Here is a 16,421-nt window from a genome sequence, read left to right as displayed (position 1 = left end):
AGTTAAAAGTTAAAAGTCAAAATCCAGGAGACAGATAACTGATAGCTTTGTAGAGATGTTACATGTAACGTCTCTACACTGATAACTGATAACTGAATAAATGAAACCTTACCAACAGATTCAAATTACAGAGTGTGGGGAACCGCTAGTAGAAATTCCTTTAGAAAAGTTTGCTGTAGAGTCACCCCATCCCTACCAATTACTAGGTGCGCCTTATCAAGGGCGATCGCCTTATCATCTTCGACAAGGCGTACTGAATCGCCTACTGCAAGCCCAAACCTATCTTCAACAATCTCATCCCCAGTGGCGCATTCAGATTTTCGATGCCTATCGTCCAATTGCCGTTCAACGATTTATGGTAGATTATGCCTTCAGCCTCGTTTTGCAAGCAGAAGGACTGACGGTAGAACAATTATCTCCCGACCGACAACAGGCTTTATGGCAGCAAGTGTATCAAATTTGGGCAATTCCTAGCACCGATCCCAAGACTCCCCCACCTCACAGTACGGGTGCAGCAGTCGATATTACCTTGGTAGATGCGGCTGGAATGACAGTAAATATGGGTTCTCCGATTGATGAGATGTCAGCGCGATCGCAGCCCGATTATTTCGCAAATAGCGCCGATCCTGTAGAGCAGGAATATCACGAGCGCCGCCAGTTATTGCAAGATATCATGCTCAAAGCTGAGTTTACGCGCCATCCTGGGGAATGGTGGCATTTTTCCTTCGGCGATCAAATGTGGGCATGGCTGAGCGATCGCCCTGTAGCTCAGTATGGTGGTATCGTGTAGAGACGTTACACGTAACGCCTCTACACGACTCACTTTTTAAGCTGATAAACCCCATAGCGATCGTCTTTGTAGAGTTGAGCTAAGAAGGTGCAACTAGCATTGAAATTTTGGCTTTCGGTGACGACTTTGTTAATTTGATAATCGGCTACGAGTTGTTTTAAAATGTCGCACTGGCGATCGCTTGGCGATTCATAAAATGCTTGTGCGGCTAAATTTCTTTCATACCACTCTAAAACTTCGACATCTTTGTAGGGATGTGATTTAAAGTTAACCAGAATGGGAGCGCCTGTATAAACTCTAAATTTGCGTAACTCTTTATTTTTATTTGGGACTAGATAGAGATCTTCTTGTTGCGTTGTTTTTTTGACATAATTCAACATTGGAACGCTTCTATCTTGTTCTACAAACATTTGTCCTTGATTGTACAAGCCAAGCACAAAAACCATAGATATTGTAGCTAAACTCGCCGCCATCACCGAGCGTTTGTGTTTTACTTGAAAGTAGCGATCGAATAAGTAAGATACGAGCCAAGCAACTATAATACTAGTGGCGATCGGTACTAAAACCGCAGACAGTCGCCAAGGAGCAACAAAAGCTATTGTGTTATTGGGGTAGAATATTTGAATAATAGTTAAAGTAACAATAATTAAGAAAGGAATAAATAGAGTCGCAAAAACTTTAGTTTTTCTAATTAAATACAGTGCTATAACAACTAAAAGAATTTGTAAATAAGCCGAAGGTTTACTTAAAAAGATTTGAGGGATAGAATGGTGAGGGATTCTCAATTGGACGATGATATATTGAGATTTTGCCCACAGTTCAGCGGTGGTTGGTCTGAACTGAAAATACATATAACTAAATACTGGTAGTAATAATAGAGTTGCTACGCCTCCAACTGATATGACTTTAATCAAACTACGTTCATTTTTATAGATAATAATTAAGTAAGTCAAGCAAATAATTGCTGCACCCATAAGATATGTGGGATGAAAAGTAGCTGCTATAGCTAGACAAGCTACAGCTAAGAAATAATTTCGGTGGAGAAACCGATAAATCGAGAAAATGATAAAAACACCAAAATTACTCGGTTGAAAGTAAGGTCCGAGAACGTATTGTTCTGCAACTCCATAATGAATATTTAAAGCCGTATCTAAATCGAGAGCTTTAATTTGAATATTGATCGAATGGAGGACGATTAGTACAGCAAAAAAAACTAAATATTTTAGGCGATCGCTATTGACTTTAGCATCTACGTTTTTTCTAGAGTTGATGCCAATTGGGAAAATAAATGAAACAATTCCAGTCAAACTGTAAATGTATACGCCAAAAATAATTATATAATAAAGATAAAAAGCATATTCATTTAAATATAAATGAGTTATCTTAACTAAAAAAGTAAAAGCTGGTAAAGGATCGATAGTGCTTGCAAACCAATCATTTTCCAAAAAACCATAGCCAGCTTGTGCTAGTCCATGAAAAAATTTAGTTGTTTGATTGTCGTAGTATAAAGGTCTTTGAGTGTATGAAATTCCAAAGACAAAAGCAATAAGTAAAAACTGACTTATTGACAGAAACTTTTTTTTCCAGGGAATTAGATTGATTTTCATTTGTATTCTTAACCGGGCGTTATCTGTTTATAGCGGTTTCCATATAGATACAATACATCTGTAGGGGCGCACAGATGTGCGCCCCTACTACAAATATGTGTACCTCTATCATCTTTTAAGAAAAATCATATAAGTACGCAAACGAACCGGGAACTGTAAAAACATCAATTTTTTGACCCATACTATCTAAATAAGTTAAAATTCTTTGCTGCTCATTTGGAACGTGAGTAATGTGAGATAATATGACCCACACCCTTCTCTTCCCACGCAGTTGGTCGAAATCATTTTGATATCTTTGCCATTCTTGTTCTGACATTCCCTTCCCATCATATTCATCGAGATCGTCTATTCCCATAATGTAATCACCCTCACGGTAGCCATATTTTGCAGCATAATATCTAAATTGATATTCAGCTCTTTGATAAATGTATAAAATATCTCCTGGCTGTTGATGAGTTTTTACGTAACTCATAACTTGCTTGATTTCTTGTTTCGTTTGTGGCTGTACTAGACGATGGGTAGCATTGGCTATAGGAACAGCAAGCAGCAAGCTGATAATTAACATACCGATAATAGCAGTCAATTTATTTCTACAAGTTTTCTGCCAAATGAAATAGCTTCCCTCTGCAATTCCTAAAATAAAAAAGGGAGTTAAAAAGACAACTAAGCGACTGTGAAAAGGATATTTTTGTAGATAACCTGCAAGCAACGTCACTAAGAAAGGAGAAATTAGAATAAATAGGATTTCTCTTTTCCGATACCAGAGGGAGATAAATCCAGCTAGACAAACTAACCGTGGAACAATAACCAAAGGTTCGGAAAAACCTAAAGGATCTTTGAACAATTTGATATATCTTAAATACGACCAGTTAATATCAAATATTGAGGTAGGAAAAGCATACTTGTTTGTCCACGATCGCAATAAATATGCACTTTCACCGAGATTTCTCAAAGATAAAAAATATAAGCTAGCAAAGCTTATCAACCAAATCGAAGTTACTGCCAATACTATAATTAACTTTTCTCTATTTTTTTGCTGCCACCCAGCTAATACATGATATATTCCTACGCCTGCCAAAACAAAAATTGCTGGATGGGAAAACCAAACTGCGATCGCACCTCCTATTGCATATGCTATTAGTTGAAAAGGCTCGATCTTTTTCCGATTCAAAGATACTCCAATTGTAGCGCCAAGTATGGCGACGGCTACATCAGTTGAATACTGTTTGACTTCAGAAGCAAAGTAAAGCAAATACTCTAAACCAACAAAAAGAGTTAAGGCAATGGGGATAGCTGGTTTTTGCAAACATCTTTTTGCCAAATGGTAAAATAAGAATAAAGAAGCAATACTAGAAACTAAAGGAAAGAGTCTTAAAGCATACTCGTTATTACCAAATAACTGAACTGCTAACTTTTCCACCATTAAAAAGCCAAGGGGTGCGCCTTGGTTGTAATCTAAAGGCTGGAGCAATTCTAAATACGAGCGATTGACAATATTTAACGCTAGTGCGGCTTCGTCATTCCATAAAGAACGATTAAATAGATATTGAACTAGCCTGACTAGGATACCAAAGCCGATAATGACGAATGATATTCTGTTTAGAGTGAAAGCAGTAAATTTGCTGGGTTGAAGCTTTTTAAATTGCTTTATAGTAGTTTGCATAAATTTGGATAAATATAGAGTTGCGATCGCAACAGTAATTGCTATACCTAATTTAGGGAAATTGATTTATCTTGGCTCAACTTCCAGAGACGGGCGGGTTCGTAAACCAGTTTTGTTGTATAATTCTGTATTTGGTTAAAATTGTTTAACATATCATCTGAAGGCTTGTACACAAATATGTCACTGTAGTTCGTAGAAATCCCGGAATTAAAGGATAGATTTGCTGTAAAATCGAGTTGGCAAGTATGGCATTTAGGTTTGAGCTGAAATTGAACCTTTGGTTCTAGTAAATAGCTTAAAGAGATAATTCTGCCAATCTTAGTATCGCTAATTACCAATGGACGATTTGCCTCATTTATTATTTGAGCAACTTGAGGATTTTCAGCACTATTACCTTTAGTCCACCAAGTCTCCGTTCGAGCGCTGACTACACAGGATAGAATACCAGAAGTTAATATCACGAGTGTTAGCAACCGCCAAAATTTTTGCTGTTTGACACCGCTTGACGAGAGTTTAGTAGCTAGCAAATAAGCAACAGCAATTTGAATCCCTAAATAAGTCGGAATAAGATAGCGCATCGTCAGCGATCGCTGTCCGCCTAAAATCAAATCTGGTAAAATTAGGGGTATAGTTGGTATTGCGATCGACAATAGAATAAATAATGAGACTTGTTTGGTTGTTGTCCGATACAGAAAATAGAGAGAGTATCCTGTCAGAAATAAGAATGGTAAAACGATAAGATGCGTGAGAGCGAATCTAGATTCTAAACTTGACTGTCCCCAAATATCAAAAAAAATATAACTTAAGTTGAAAACCCAGGCTTTAACTAAACTGAGTAGGGGTATAGCTTCATCCTTGTTGACGTTACTGTTAATTGCAGAAAAATTGCTGACAACAATAACTAGCCAAGGGATAAACGCTGCGATCGCGGTAGTAAAGGCGATAAAATAAGCAGAGAATGCTTTGCTAAATTGCAGCTTTGTCTTCAAACTAAATAAATATAGTCCGTGAGCGATCGCGACTAAACCAGTAAATAAAAATGTATATAATCCTACAATGAGACTAATTGCGTACAGTCTCCAACTTAGTTTACTGCTGAGACGAATAGCGCTTAGTACAGACGCACTTGATAGTAAAATTATCACCGTCCACAAACTATACTGACGTGCTTCCTGAGCCATTAAAACATGAAATGGCGAGACTGCGACTAACGCCATAGAAACCCAAGCAACCGAGGGTGACGGAAATAATTCTCTACACAGCCAGTAGATACTAGGAAAGACAAGCACGCTAATTAGAGCCGATAAACCTCTAATTGCAGCAATTGAATCGCCCAACCATTTTACCCAAAAATGAGCGATCGCATAATGCAGTGGTGGATGCTGAAAATCTTCCGTAGCCAAAGATTTTATCGTATCTAATAAATTTCTACCAGCGTCGTGCTGATACCGTTGTAAATCTTCTAAACTGACAACAGGATGACGAGAAACTTGTTGAATGACTTCTGATTCCGTGTAGCCAAAAATACGCAATGAAGTGAAGACTTCATCGTACCAATAAACCTTGCGATCGAGATAGAGAAATCGAAAAATTATACCGATAACCAGAATGCTGATAATTAATAATTGCCATCTAGTCATGTCACTTCGCTCCAATTCAAAATTCAAAATTCAAAATTCAAAATTTATAGATTAATTTTGAATTATTCTTCAGAGCTTAAATATTAATGGTACGTATTTGTCGATCTCTCATAAATAATAGTGGTATAGGATTATTTTACTAGATTATCGTTTAGGCGATCGCGACAAAATATATCTACTTGCTGGCTAATGTAAGATCGTATAAATATACAAAAGATCCTTCCTTCTCAAAAGCATCAACACGTTTACCGATACCATCCAGATAAGCTAAAACTCTTTCTTGCTCATCTTCCCAGCGCCGCAAGTGGGATAATAATATCCACACCCTTTGCTTACCGCGTAACTTATCAAAATCGCTAGTATATCGCTGCCATTCTGCTTCTGAAATACCTTGTCCATCTTGACGATCGAGATCGTCTATCCCTAAAATATAATCTCCTTCCTGATATCCATACCAATTCGCATAATATTTGAACTGATATTCAGCACGTTCGTAAATATAAATAGTATCACCTGTTTGTTGATGACTACTCATGTAACTAAGAACGGGTTTAATTTCTTGTTTAGTATAGGGATCGAAGATGAGATAAGCAGCAGTTCCTATGGGAGGAACGAGAAGCAATATCAAAATCAGAGTACTGACTTTCTGGAAAACTCGACGATCTCTTATCTGTCGAATTGCCACTGTTCCTTCTGCAATGAAAAGGATAAAAAAGGAATTAAAAATATGACTAGCCTACCGCTAAATGGATATTTTTGTAAATAAGCTGCGAAAAAAGTTACTAATATGGGAGCTAACAACGTCAGTAAAATAGCTCTATTTTGAAACCAGAGTGAGATACAACCAGAGAAGAACGCCAGAATCGCAATTCCTAGAAAAATATCGGGAAGTCCTAACGGAATGTGAAAAAATTCTACAAAGGCATTAAATAACCAGCCGAAATCCCAAATAGATGTAGGAAATGTACCGCGTCCCGCCCATGATTTAAATAAAGATTGATTGCTGGCTATATTGCGTAATGAAATAAAATATGAAAGACCAAAACTAAACGTCCAGATAGCATAGATAGCTAACAGCTTTAAACTAAATAAAAATTTTTGTTGAAATAAACTTATAAATAAATAGCTCGTTCCTATCCCAGCTAAGATAAAGACAGCCGGGTGAGAAAACCAAACGGCAATTGCGCCGACAACACCAAACTCTAAGATTTGTCTTAGTTTAATTTGCTGTCGTTCTATGCCAATTAAAATAAAATATAGTATGACTGCGATCGCCACATCGCTAGAATATTGTTTTGTTTCTGTAGCAAACTGAAGCCAAATATGTACGGTGGAAAACAAAGTAAGAGCGATAATCGCAGCCTGACGAGATTGCAAGCATTTTTTAGCTAATTCGGAGAAAATAAATAAACTTGCGATCGCGCTGACAAAAGGAAATAATCTCAAAGCATATTCGTTATTTCCAAATACCTGCACCGCTAACTTTTCCACCACCAAAAAGCCAATGGGTGCGCCTTGGTTGTAATCCAAAGGCTGGAGCAATTCTAAATACGAGCGATTGATAATATTTAACGCTAGTGCGGCTTCGTCATTCCACAAAGACCGATTAAATAGATATTGAACTAGCCGTACCAAAATGCCAAAACCAATAACTGTATATGGCAGCTTTTGAGGCGAAAATAGAGAAAAAATAGCCTTTTGACTAAAATAAGATTTTTGCAATTGAAATACACCGCGCATAGAATTGCTTGAGGTCGATATCAATGAGTTAAGCGGTAAACAATTGCCTTACCTGCAAACTGAGGTAAAGCCAGCATCCGCCGCCAGCGCCAGGGTTCCTGATAGAGACGGTAAAGCCATTCCAAATTATTATTTGCCAACCATGCAGGCGCTCTTGATTTCGTTCCTGCCCAAATATCAAAGCTACCACCAACACCAATCCAAGTCGCATTAGGACACAAATAACGATTTTGCGCAATCCATAATTCTTGACGTGGCACTCCCAAACCTACCAAAATCAATTGAGGTTGGAGTTGACTGAGGGTTTGCTGAAATTCCGCCTCTTCTGGGGAAATGTATCCGTGTTGCGTGCCAACAATATTGATATCTGGGACTTGTTGTCGCCACGTTTCGGCGGCTTTGGCTGCTACTCCAGGCGCACCACCATAGAAAAATACCCGCGCCTCCGTATTCTGCAATAGAGACTCTGCCAATTCAATCCCAGGACATCGCTGTACCTGTTGGTGAAATAGTAATTTTAGGTAGAGTACTACCCCCGCACCATCGGGAATCACCAACTCTGCTTGCTGAATAGCATTGCTTAAAGCAGGGTTCTGTTCGGCTTGCATACTCATTTCCGCATTAAGCGTTACGACATGAGTACCGAGTTGCTGCCCGATGCGCGATCGCAACCAAGCCGTATAATCATCGATGAGATGGACTGGTAGCCCCATGACCGAAAAAGGCTTCATGACCGCACTCATAACCTTACCCTAACCCCCCGCGAAAAACTCTTTAGCAAGGCTACCTTATTTACGCACGAGAGGCTAGTAAGCGAAATCAGATGATAACTGAATAGCAAAAACAGTCGGAAAATCGTTAAAATCGTCAACGGACTCTTTCGCCTTGCCCTCATGAATTACCGTCCCGATGCAAAGATTGAAGTCACTGAATCCGCAAACGGGCATCATGCAGATACTTCTAACCCTAATAGCCAAAATACCATCCGCATTCGCGGCGCGAGACAGCATAATCTCAAAAATATTAGCTTAGAACTACCCCGCGATCGCCTGATCGTGTTTACGGGGGTTTCCGGTTCCGGTAAGTCTTCCCTCGCCTTCGATACTATCTTTGCTGAAGGACAGCGGCGCTACGTAGAGTCTCTCAGTGCTTATGCAAGACAATTTTTAGGGCAAGTCGATAAGCCAGATGTGGAAGCAATTGAAGGCTTGAGTCCGGCAATTTCCATCGATCAAAAATCGACTTCCCATAATCCCCGTTCTACGGTGGGGACGGTAACGGAAATCTACGACTACCTGCGTCTATTATACGGACGAGCGGGTAAACCGCATTGCCCGATCTGCGATCGCTCGATTGCGCCTCAGACAATCGATGAAATGTGCGATCGCATCATGGAATTACCCGATAGAACTAAATTTCAAATTTTAGCACCCGTCGTGCGGGGTAAAAAAGGGACGCACAAAAAACTACTCTCCAGTCTGGCTTCGGAAGGATTCGTCCGCGTCCGCATTAATGGCGAAGTGCGGGAACTCAGCGATTCGATTGAATTGGATAAAAATCAAGCGCACAATATTGAAGTCGTGATTGACCGCTTGATTAAAAAGCCAGGGATGGAAGAGAGATTGACTGACTCCCTCACCACCTGTCTGCGGCGTTCGGAAGGGATTGCTGTTATCGATTTGTTGGATGTGGAAGAGGGGCGAGGAGCGAGGAGCGAGGAGCGAGGAGGTAATATATTAATTCATCCCACTTTACAGGCAAAAGTAGCAGAAGGGGCGACTTCCTACCAAGTAGAAGACCAGGATAGAGGTAGAGAGAAAGAATTATTATTTTCCGAAAACTTCGCCTGTCCCGAACACGGCGGGGTAATGGAAGAGTTATCGCCGCGTCTGTTTTCTTTCAACTCTCCCTATGGGGCTTGTCCTCACTGTCACGGCTTGGGGAGTATGCAAACTTTCTCACCTGAATTAGTCGTACCCGATCCGAGTCAATCAGTCTATGCTGCGATCGCCCCTTGGTCGGAAAAGGATAACTCCTACTACCTGTCTTTACTCTACAGCTTAGGGAAAGCTTTTGGATTTGAAATTCAAACCCGCTGGAACCAGCTAACTTCAGAACAGCAGCAGACAATTTTATACGGTAGCGACCAACCCGTTTGGATTGAAGAACGTAAAGATTATCGGCGTTACGCTGGGGTTATCCCCATCCTCCAGCGCCAGTTTGATGAAGCGAGTTCTGAATTAATTAAGCAAAAGCTGGAACAGTATGTCGTCCAGCAACCTTGTCCTGTATGTCATGGCAAGCGGTTGAAACCGGAAGCCTTAGCCGTGCGTCTGGGACAATATCACATCCTCGATCTTACCAGCGTCTCAATTCGAGAATGCCATCAGAGAATTGGTAGTATTACACTGAGCGATCGCCAAATGCAAATTGCCGATTTGGTGTTGCGCGAAATCAAAGCCAGATTGCAATTTCTCCTTGATGTCGGTTTAGATTACCTCACCTTAGACCGTCCCGCCATGACGCTTTCGGGGGGAGAAGCCCAACGCATTCGCCTCGCCACTCAAATCGGTTCTGGTTTGACAGGAGTACTCTACGTCCTTGACGAACCCAGCATCGGCTTGCACCAAAGGGATAACGGGCGCTTGCTACAAACTTTAACCAGACTGCGAGACTTGGGCAATACATTAATTGTCGTCGAACACGATGAAGAAACCATCCGCGCCGCCGATCATTTAGTAGATATTGGTGTAGGGGCGGGAGTCCACGGGGGAAATATCGTCGCCCAAGGGAATTTACCAGCTTTACTCGCTGCACCGGAATCTTTAACTGGGGCATATTTATCGGGAAGGCGAGTGATTCAAACTCCCGCCCAACGTCGGGAAGGAAACGGACGAGAGTTAGTTATTAAAAATGCCTATCGCAACAACCTGAAAAATATTGATGTCGAAATTCCCTTGGGGAAACTTGTTTCGATTACGGGAGTATCCGGTTCGGGCAAATCTACCTTAATTAACGAATTACTCTACCCAGCTTTACAACACCACCTAACGCGCAAAGTTCCCTTTCCGAAAGACTTAGAGGAAATGAAGGGCTTAAATGCAGTTGATAAAGCGATCGTGATCGATCAATCTCCCATCGGACGCACTCCCCGTTCTAACCCAGCTACATACACGGGTGTTTTCGATGCGATTCGAGAAGTATTTTCCCAAACTATCGAGGCAAAAGCTAGGGGTTATAAACCAGGGCAATTCTCCTTTAACGTCAAAGGAGGGCGCTGCGAAGCTTGTGGCGGACAAGGCGTAAACGTGATTGAAATGAATTTTCTACCCGACGTTTACGTGCAATGTGAAATTTGTAAAGGGGCGCGATACAACCGCGAAACTCTCCAAGTCAAGTATAAAGATAAATCGATCGCCGATGTTTTAAATATGACTGTAGAAGAGGGCGTAGATTTCTTTCAAAATATTCCCAAAGCATTTAATAAACTGCAAACTTTACTTGATGTTGGTTTGGGATATATGCACTTGGGGCAACCTGCAACTACATTATCGGGGGGAGAGGCACAGCGGGTTAAGCTTGCTTCAGAATTATCGCGTCGCGCCACTGGAAAAACTCTGTATTTAATTGACGAACCAACGACAGGTTTATCATTTTACGACGTGCATAAATTACTCGATGTTCTGCAAAGATTGGTAGACAAAGGTAATTCTATTATTGTCATCGAACATAACTTAGATGTGATTCGTTGTAGCGATTGGTTGATAGATTTGGGACCAGAAGGAGGAGATAAGGGAGGAGAAATTATCGCTGTCGGAACGCCAGAAGTAGTAGCAAAAAATTCTCGTTCTTACACGGGACAATATTTAAAGCAGGTGTTGCAACAATATCCGGCTGTTAAGGAAGTCAAAAGTTAAAAGTTAAAAGTCAAAATGTGGCGCTTGTAATCTGCGTACCCCGTGGGAAGGTTTTGCCTACATCCGCGTTCAAAAATTTCTCCGCCAAGATTGCAAAAATCTACAATTTTCTGCAAAATAACTCTTTACAAAACAATGCGCAATACAAATGCGCGATACAATTGTACCGCGCACCTCAACCAACCTGCTTTTAACAAGCATTTAGTTAAAAAAATACTATTAACATAGTAAGATGAAATTACAAATAAATCAAGTGTCTTTACCAGATAAATCTAAATTTTTTTAAATAAATAAGTTAATTTACGATCGATTGATTCCTACTTTGAAAGAAATTTGCTTTGCTATTGATGAGATATTCGATCGCAGTGAGGAATGTATGAATCAGGGTAAACAAACACAAAATCAAACTTGGCGAACAATTTGGACGTATGGTTTACTAGGCGCGATCGCAATTTTAATGCTGTTTCCTCTGCTGTGGCTGCTGAGTACGTCGCTGAAGTCTCCCACAGAAAATATTTTTCAGTTTCCACCGCAATTTTTACCCAGTCAGCCAACATTTAATAATTTTGTCCGCGTCTGGGAGACAAATCCTTTTGGCAGGTATTTATTTAACAGCACGCTCGTAGCATTGCTGACAGTGGGATTGAATTTATTATTTTGTGCTTTAGCAGCTTATCCCCTCGCCCGCTTAGAATTTCGCGGTCGAGAAATTATCTTTACAGCAATTGTCACTACCATCATGATTCCATTTCAAATCGTGATGATTCCACTGTATATTTTGACAGTACAGTTAGGGATGAAAAATACCTATTTAGGAATTATTTTTCCGGCGATCGCCTCTGCTTTTGGTATATTTCTACTACGGCAAGCCTTTCAAGGCGTTCCGAAAGAATTAGAAGAAGCAGCCAGAATTGATGGGTGTTCGGAATTAGGTATTTGGTGGAACGTCATGCTACCAGCTATTCGCCCCGCCCTCGTCACGTTGGCAATTTTTGTTTTCATCGGTGCTTGGAGTGACTTTCTTTGGCCTTTGATTGTGATCGATCGCCCCGAACTTTACACTTTACCTTTAGGGGTGGCAATGTTAGCAGGAACCTTCTCTTTAGACTGGCGATTAATTGCAGCTGGTTCGATAATTTCAATTGCACCAATTTTAATTTTATTTCTGTTCGTGCAACGTTACATCGTACCCACAGCAGCAGGTAGCGGCGTGAAAGGGTAATTCGGAATTCGGAATTCGGAATTCGGAATTTGGAAATAAGAATTTTATGAAAATTGTTTTACCAAGTAATTTAGCAGCACAGATCGAGCCTCATTTATCGAACGACGATCGCATTGTCAAGCTCGATCTTCAAGGCAATCTAGATGGAGATCCAAGCGATGCTGAGGTGTATTTTCATGAATGGTCTTATAATACGTTTTTCGAGCAAGTATTATCACAATTACCCAATCTACGTTGGCTGCATACTGAAAGTGCAGGCATTGACCATTTATTAATCCCAACCTTAGTCTCTCGCGATCTGATAATGACAAATAGTGCTGGAGTTCATGCAATTCCTATTGCTGAATTTGTCTTAGCATATATGCTCGATCGCGCCAAATGCTTATCTACATTTAAAGCCCAACAGCAAGATCGTTGGTTGTCATATCCAGAAGTAGAAGCTTTGGGAATCCAAGAATTGATGGGCGCAACTATCCTAATTATCGGTGCTGGAGGTATTGGTCAAGCGATCGCCACCCGCGCTCAAGCTTTTGGAATGCGCGTCTGGGGGAGTTGCTTGCATCCGCGATCGCTGCCCGGTTTCGATTTGGTAGTTGGCGCACAAGAATGGCGTAAACTTTTACCAAAGGTAGATTATCTCGTCTTGGCTACGCCTTTAACACCTCAAACAAAACACCTAATCGATGCCAATGTCCTAAAATCCATGCAGGCAAGTGCTTATTTAATTAATATTGCCCGTGGCGGAATTATCGATGAGAATGCTCTCATTCACGCTCTCCAAAAAGGCTGGATTGCAGGCGCGGCTTTAGATGCTTTTACTGTAGAACCACTACCAGCAGACAGTCAATTGCGATCGCTACCCAATGTCTTTATAACTCCTCACTGTAGCGGCATATCTCAACAGATGCAACAACGGGTAATAGAGTTATTTCTAGAAAATTTGGCACTCTATAAAGCTGGGAAACCTTTGCGCAACATCGTAGATCGAGCGGCTGGATATTAAACTTTGGCTTTCAAATTAAGTTCTTGAAACGGTTTGGTAGATGTATCTAATTTCAACCGTAAATGGGAGCGACCATTTACTGTCAGTGTATACTCTCCCTGAGATAATCCTTCTAGATAGTAAACTCCGGCGCTGTTCGTCACGGAAAATTTGCGCTGACCAGATTTTCCTATAGCTTCTACCGTTGCACCAGCAATCGGTTTGTTTTGCATATCAATAACAACTCCAGTGCGGCTAAAGGCAGGAACTAGAGGCACGAAAACGGGGGTGTAGCTGCCAGCACTGACAACCACAGCCAAAGCTTGTAGGTGTGCTTGCCAATCGGGAGGGAATCCCGCCGGATCGAAGTCTAAACGGTAGGTATTGGGTGGTAGGCGCAAGAGGATGCGATTGTGTTGAATTTTCGGTCGCCAAGCGGTTAGTGGTTGATTATTTAGTATCAGTAACAGATCGCAGTTTTCGGTGTAAATCTCTTCACTTGGATCGCGTTTTGAGTTGTTATTGCGGTCAAAAAACGGTTGAATTAATAAACCCCCTTGGGTACGGAACTCGCTGGTATGCCTGTCGCCTGGGCTAATACCCGCCTGCAAGCCTAAGCTAGAAACTAACTCTACACTGAAACTCGACTCATCAGAGGTGAGAGATACTCCTTGGTAGCGTCCGCGCAACATCACGCCTGGTAGGACGGTGGTTCCCAGCGAGGCAAATAGACCGCTACCTCCAGAATTCATCCCGTAACCTAGTTGGGCTTCCCATAAATAGTTTCCATCACTTGCCCGTTGTGGCGATCGATATTGCCAGCCAAGAGTCAGTAAGCGATCGCTTCTACCTTGACTGCGCGTTTCATAATTTAATAGCAACGAGTGTTCGGTGTTGCCATTGTCTTGAGATAAGTTGTACGTCAGTGCCGAATTCGTACCTACTTCGTTACCTTGTAAGTTCAGTTCCAATCTGCCCAAACCTTGGAGTAAGTACCAACGCAGGCGGTTTTTGGTATCCAAGCCAGCACGGGCAAAGGTGAAGACATTTTTCCCGCTAAAGCTAAATTGCACTCCTCCAGATGTGGCATCGCGACTGTTAGCTGAGGCATATAAGCTGAAGCTGCGCGACAACTGCCAATTGAGATTCAAACGACTGGAATATCTGTCACTCGATAGCAACGCACTGAAATTAGGCGAGGGAGTGAATTGAATATCGGCGATCGCCTCCAATTTAGAACCTGCCAGCGCCGAGACTGCTACTTGTAAAGGAAAGTTATCAGGTCGCCAGAAGACCTCTGCCAAGCCTTGTAAAGAGTCGTCGTAGACCCCACCTAAACCTACAGTTAGCGTTGGCGATAAACCCCAGCGTCCAGCAACTCCGCCGCGCAACTCTCGCATGGAAGGAATTTGCGTGTCCGTATCGCTTTGCCAACCGCCAGACACGACGAAAGCCGAAGCACCTGCGGGAATTTGTCCTGGTACAGTAGAAAAACTCGCTTCCCGAATTTCTGGTGGTGCAGTCAGCCGTCCTTGGGGATAGAGGAAAACACGATAGTTGCTGTCATAAGCGCGATCGGATTTAATATTTTCAAAGCGATAGATTCCAGAGGAATCGACTAAAACTTCTGAGATCGCCCGACTGCCAAATCCTCGGACTAACCTAACTAAGGTTCCTGGTTCGGCTTTACCGGCGATCGTGCGTCCCACGACAGCAGCTTGCAAGCGTTGGCGCGGATCGGAACTCCCAGCAGATAGACTCTGAGGTGGAGAAAAGCCTTGTCTTTGAACTAAGGTTAAACCCCAATAATTTCTCGTTTCTTGACTTTGCCAAAATGTCGGTTGAGAGCCTACAAAATAGTCGGTAAAATCGGTTTGACGCAGAAATTGAGCTTCGGCAAGTTTCCAAGTGGAGAAGTCTTGCAATTGGGATTGAGTGGTACGGACAAACCAAGAACCACCGAAAGCACTACCAACAGCAAGTGTGTCTCCCGTGTAAGTGGGTGTGGTGTCTCCCGTTCCCGTAGCATTGACTCTTTGTTCCATACCAGCAATATTTAATTTGCCAGGGTAGAGGCGTTGTAAGCCATTTAAGACAACAGGCGTTTCGGTTTCTTCAAATGTATTTGTTGCAGGCTGAGTCAGCCAAGGCACTTCTAAAATAATTGCATATTCATTCAGGTCGAACTTTGCTTTTACTCCAAATAATGTTTGTAAATCTTGAATCGAAAATACTAAACCTAGTTCGGGATCGGTACGTAGTTTTTTAGGATTGAGGCGAGTCACAATTCCAGCGGAACGGACTTCTATTTGACCGTCTGCTAAAGTGGTAACGTTAAATTTTAAGACTTGAATTATATCATCGTAAGACAGTCGCCAATTAGCAAAGTTAAGTGCTTGTCTGCCGTCTTCTTGTCCTCGGACTAATGCGCCAGATTTGACATTGCGATCGCCTATATTTATTCCTACAGGAAAAACGCTAAACTCAGTCTTAGGCGTTAACAAGCTGTTTGAATTGTTAGCACTAGTTGCTGGTGCAGCAGAATGCATGAGTTCAGAATTTAACAAATCCGGCAAAATTTTTATAGAACTTTCATTTGTTGTTACTTGCGCGATCGCTGTCTCAAATGTTCCCAGCACAGCCGTGAGGAGCGATAAAGTCAGCAGATATTTTGTTTTCATATATTGAAAATCAATCCGTCCAGGTTAGTTAAATTGAATTAACTTATCAACAGGCGATCGGCTAACAAGTAACAAATTTTGTAAAATCAAAATTTTACAAAAAATCTTATACAGATATTTGCTGTACAAAAGCAGTAACACATTACCAGCCGATTTTGGTAATGCAAATAAAGTTATTT

General features: G+C 41.5%; 11 protein-coding genes. 4 read left to right on the top strand and 7 right to left on the bottom strand.

Annotated elements, in window-relative coordinates; translation table 11 throughout:
* The first annotated feature begins 100 nt into the window (after positions 1-100).
* Positions 101-790 carry a M15 family metallopeptidase gene (locus CHRO_RS24840; protein ID WP_015156985.1) on the top strand — a complete coding sequence of 230 codons (690 nt, stop codon included), beginning with the start codon at positions 101-103 and terminating at the stop codon, positions 788-790.
* A gap of 29 nt (positions 791-819) precedes the next feature.
* Here the strand turns inward: CHRO_RS24840 and CHRO_RS24835 are convergent, their stop codons facing one another.
* From CHRO_RS24835 to CHRO_RS24815, 6 genes are all read right to left on the bottom strand, one after another.
* Positions 820-2,397 carry a DUF6798 domain-containing protein gene (locus CHRO_RS24835; protein WP_015156984.1) on the bottom strand — a complete coding sequence of 526 codons (1,578 nt, stop codon included), beginning with the start codon at positions 2,395-2,397 and terminating at the stop codon, positions 820-822.
* Between the two features lie 115 nt (positions 2,398-2,512).
* The gene (locus CHRO_RS24830; RefSeq protein ID WP_015156983.1) at positions 2,513-4,060 is read right to left on the bottom strand and encodes a glycosyltransferase family 39 protein; all 1,548 of its coding nucleotides are present in this window, start codon (positions 4,058-4,060) and stop codon (positions 2,513-2,515) included.
* Positions 4,061-4,107: 47 nt separating this feature from the next.
* Positions 4,108-5,700 (bottom strand): glycosyltransferase family 39 protein, encoded by a 1,593-nt coding sequence (locus tag CHRO_RS24825; RefSeq protein ID WP_015156982.1) that lies wholly within the window; start codon positions 5,698-5,700, stop codon positions 4,108-4,110.
* 175 nt (positions 5,701-5,875) lie between these two features.
* Positions 5,876-6,385 (bottom strand): hypothetical protein, encoded by a 510-nt coding sequence (locus CHRO_RS33560; RefSeq protein WP_015156981.1) that lies wholly within the window; start codon positions 6,383-6,385, stop codon positions 5,876-5,878.
* The gene (locus CHRO_RS24820; protein ID WP_015156980.1) at positions 6,367-7,440 is read right to left on the bottom strand and encodes a glycosyltransferase family 39 protein; all 1,074 of its coding nucleotides are present in this window, start codon (positions 7,438-7,440) and stop codon (positions 6,367-6,369) included. The genes CHRO_RS33560 and CHRO_RS24820 overlap by 19 nt, the downstream gene beginning before the upstream one ends.
* Positions 7,441-7,460: 20 nt before the next feature.
* The gene (locus CHRO_RS24815) at positions 7,461-8,183 is read right to left on the bottom strand and encodes a WecB/TagA/CpsF family glycosyltransferase (protein ID WP_015156979.1); all 723 of its coding nucleotides are present in this window, start codon (positions 8,181-8,183) and stop codon (positions 7,461-7,463) included.
* 150 nt (positions 8,184-8,333) lie between these two features.
* On the opposite strand from CHRO_RS24815, the gene uvrA reads away from it, so the two are divergent.
* The 3 genes from uvrA (at position 8,334) to CHRO_RS24800 (ending at position 13,582) form a co-directional block, all read left to right on the top strand.
* A complete protein-coding gene (gene uvrA, locus CHRO_RS24810; RefSeq protein ID WP_015156978.1) occupies positions 8,334-11,357 on the top strand; it encodes an excinuclease ABC subunit UvrA in 3,024 nt (1,007 codons plus the stop codon).
* Between the two features lie 376 nt (positions 11,358-11,733).
* Positions 11,734-12,579: a carbohydrate ABC transporter permease gene (locus tag CHRO_RS24805; protein WP_015156977.1), complete on the top strand. Its 846-nt coding sequence runs from the start codon at positions 11,734-11,736 to the stop codon at positions 12,577-12,579.
* 46 nt (positions 12,580-12,625) lie between these two features.
* Positions 12,626-13,582: a D-2-hydroxyacid dehydrogenase gene (locus CHRO_RS24800; protein ID WP_015156976.1), complete on the top strand. Its 957-nt coding sequence runs from the start codon at positions 12,626-12,628 to the stop codon at positions 13,580-13,582.
* Here CHRO_RS24800 and CHRO_RS24795 read toward each other — a convergent pair.
* Positions 13,579-16,242 (bottom strand): carboxypeptidase-like regulatory domain-containing protein, encoded by a 2,664-nt coding sequence (locus CHRO_RS24795; RefSeq protein ID WP_015156975.1) that lies wholly within the window; start codon positions 16,240-16,242, stop codon positions 13,579-13,581. The two genes, CHRO_RS24800 and CHRO_RS24795, sit on opposite strands and share 4 nt — an antisense overlap.
* Between the last annotated feature and the right edge of the window lie 179 nt (positions 16,243-16,421).

Source organism: Chroococcidiopsis thermalis PCC 7203 (assembly GCF_000317125.1).
GTDB lineage: Bacteria > Cyanobacteriota > Cyanobacteriia > Cyanobacteriales > Chroococcidiopsidaceae > Chroococcidiopsis > Chroococcidiopsis thermalis.
This window is presented reverse-complemented; position numbering and strand designations above follow the sequence as displayed.

Coding starts and splice junctions, on each gene's coding strand:
- CHRO_RS24800 (WP_015156976.1), top strand. CDS start 12,626: ATGAAAATTGTTTTACCAAGTAATTTAGCAGCACAGATCGAGCCTCAT.
- CHRO_RS24835 (WP_015156984.1), bottom strand. CDS start 2,397: ATGAAAATCAATCTAATTCCCTGGAAAAAAAAGTTTCTGTCAATAAGT.
- CHRO_RS24830 (WP_015156983.1), bottom strand. CDS start 4,060: ATGCAAACTACTATAAAGCAATTTAAAAAGCTTCAACCCAGCAAATTT.
- CHRO_RS24815 (WP_015156979.1), bottom strand. CDS start 8,183: ATGAGTGCGGTCATGAAGCCTTTTTCGGTCATGGGGCTACCAGTCCAT.
- CHRO_RS24840 (WP_015156985.1), top strand. CDS start 101: ATGAAACCTTACCAACAGATTCAAATTACAGAGTGTGGGGAACCGCTA.
- CHRO_RS24820 (WP_015156980.1), bottom strand. CDS start 7,440: ATGCGCGGTGTATTTCAATTGCAAAAATCTTATTTTAGTCAAAAGGCT.
- CHRO_RS24795 (WP_015156975.1), bottom strand. CDS start 16,242: ATGAAAACAAAATATCTGCTGACTTTATCGCTCCTCACGGCTGTGCTG.
- uvrA (WP_015156978.1), top strand. CDS start 8,334: ATGAATTACCGTCCCGATGCAAAGATTGAAGTCACTGAATCCGCAAAC.
- CHRO_RS24805 (WP_015156977.1), top strand. CDS start 11,734: ATGAATCAGGGTAAACAAACACAAAATCAAACTTGGCGAACAATTTGG.
- CHRO_RS24825 (WP_015156982.1), bottom strand. CDS start 5,700: ATGACTAGATGGCAATTATTAATTATCAGCATTCTGGTTATCGGTATA.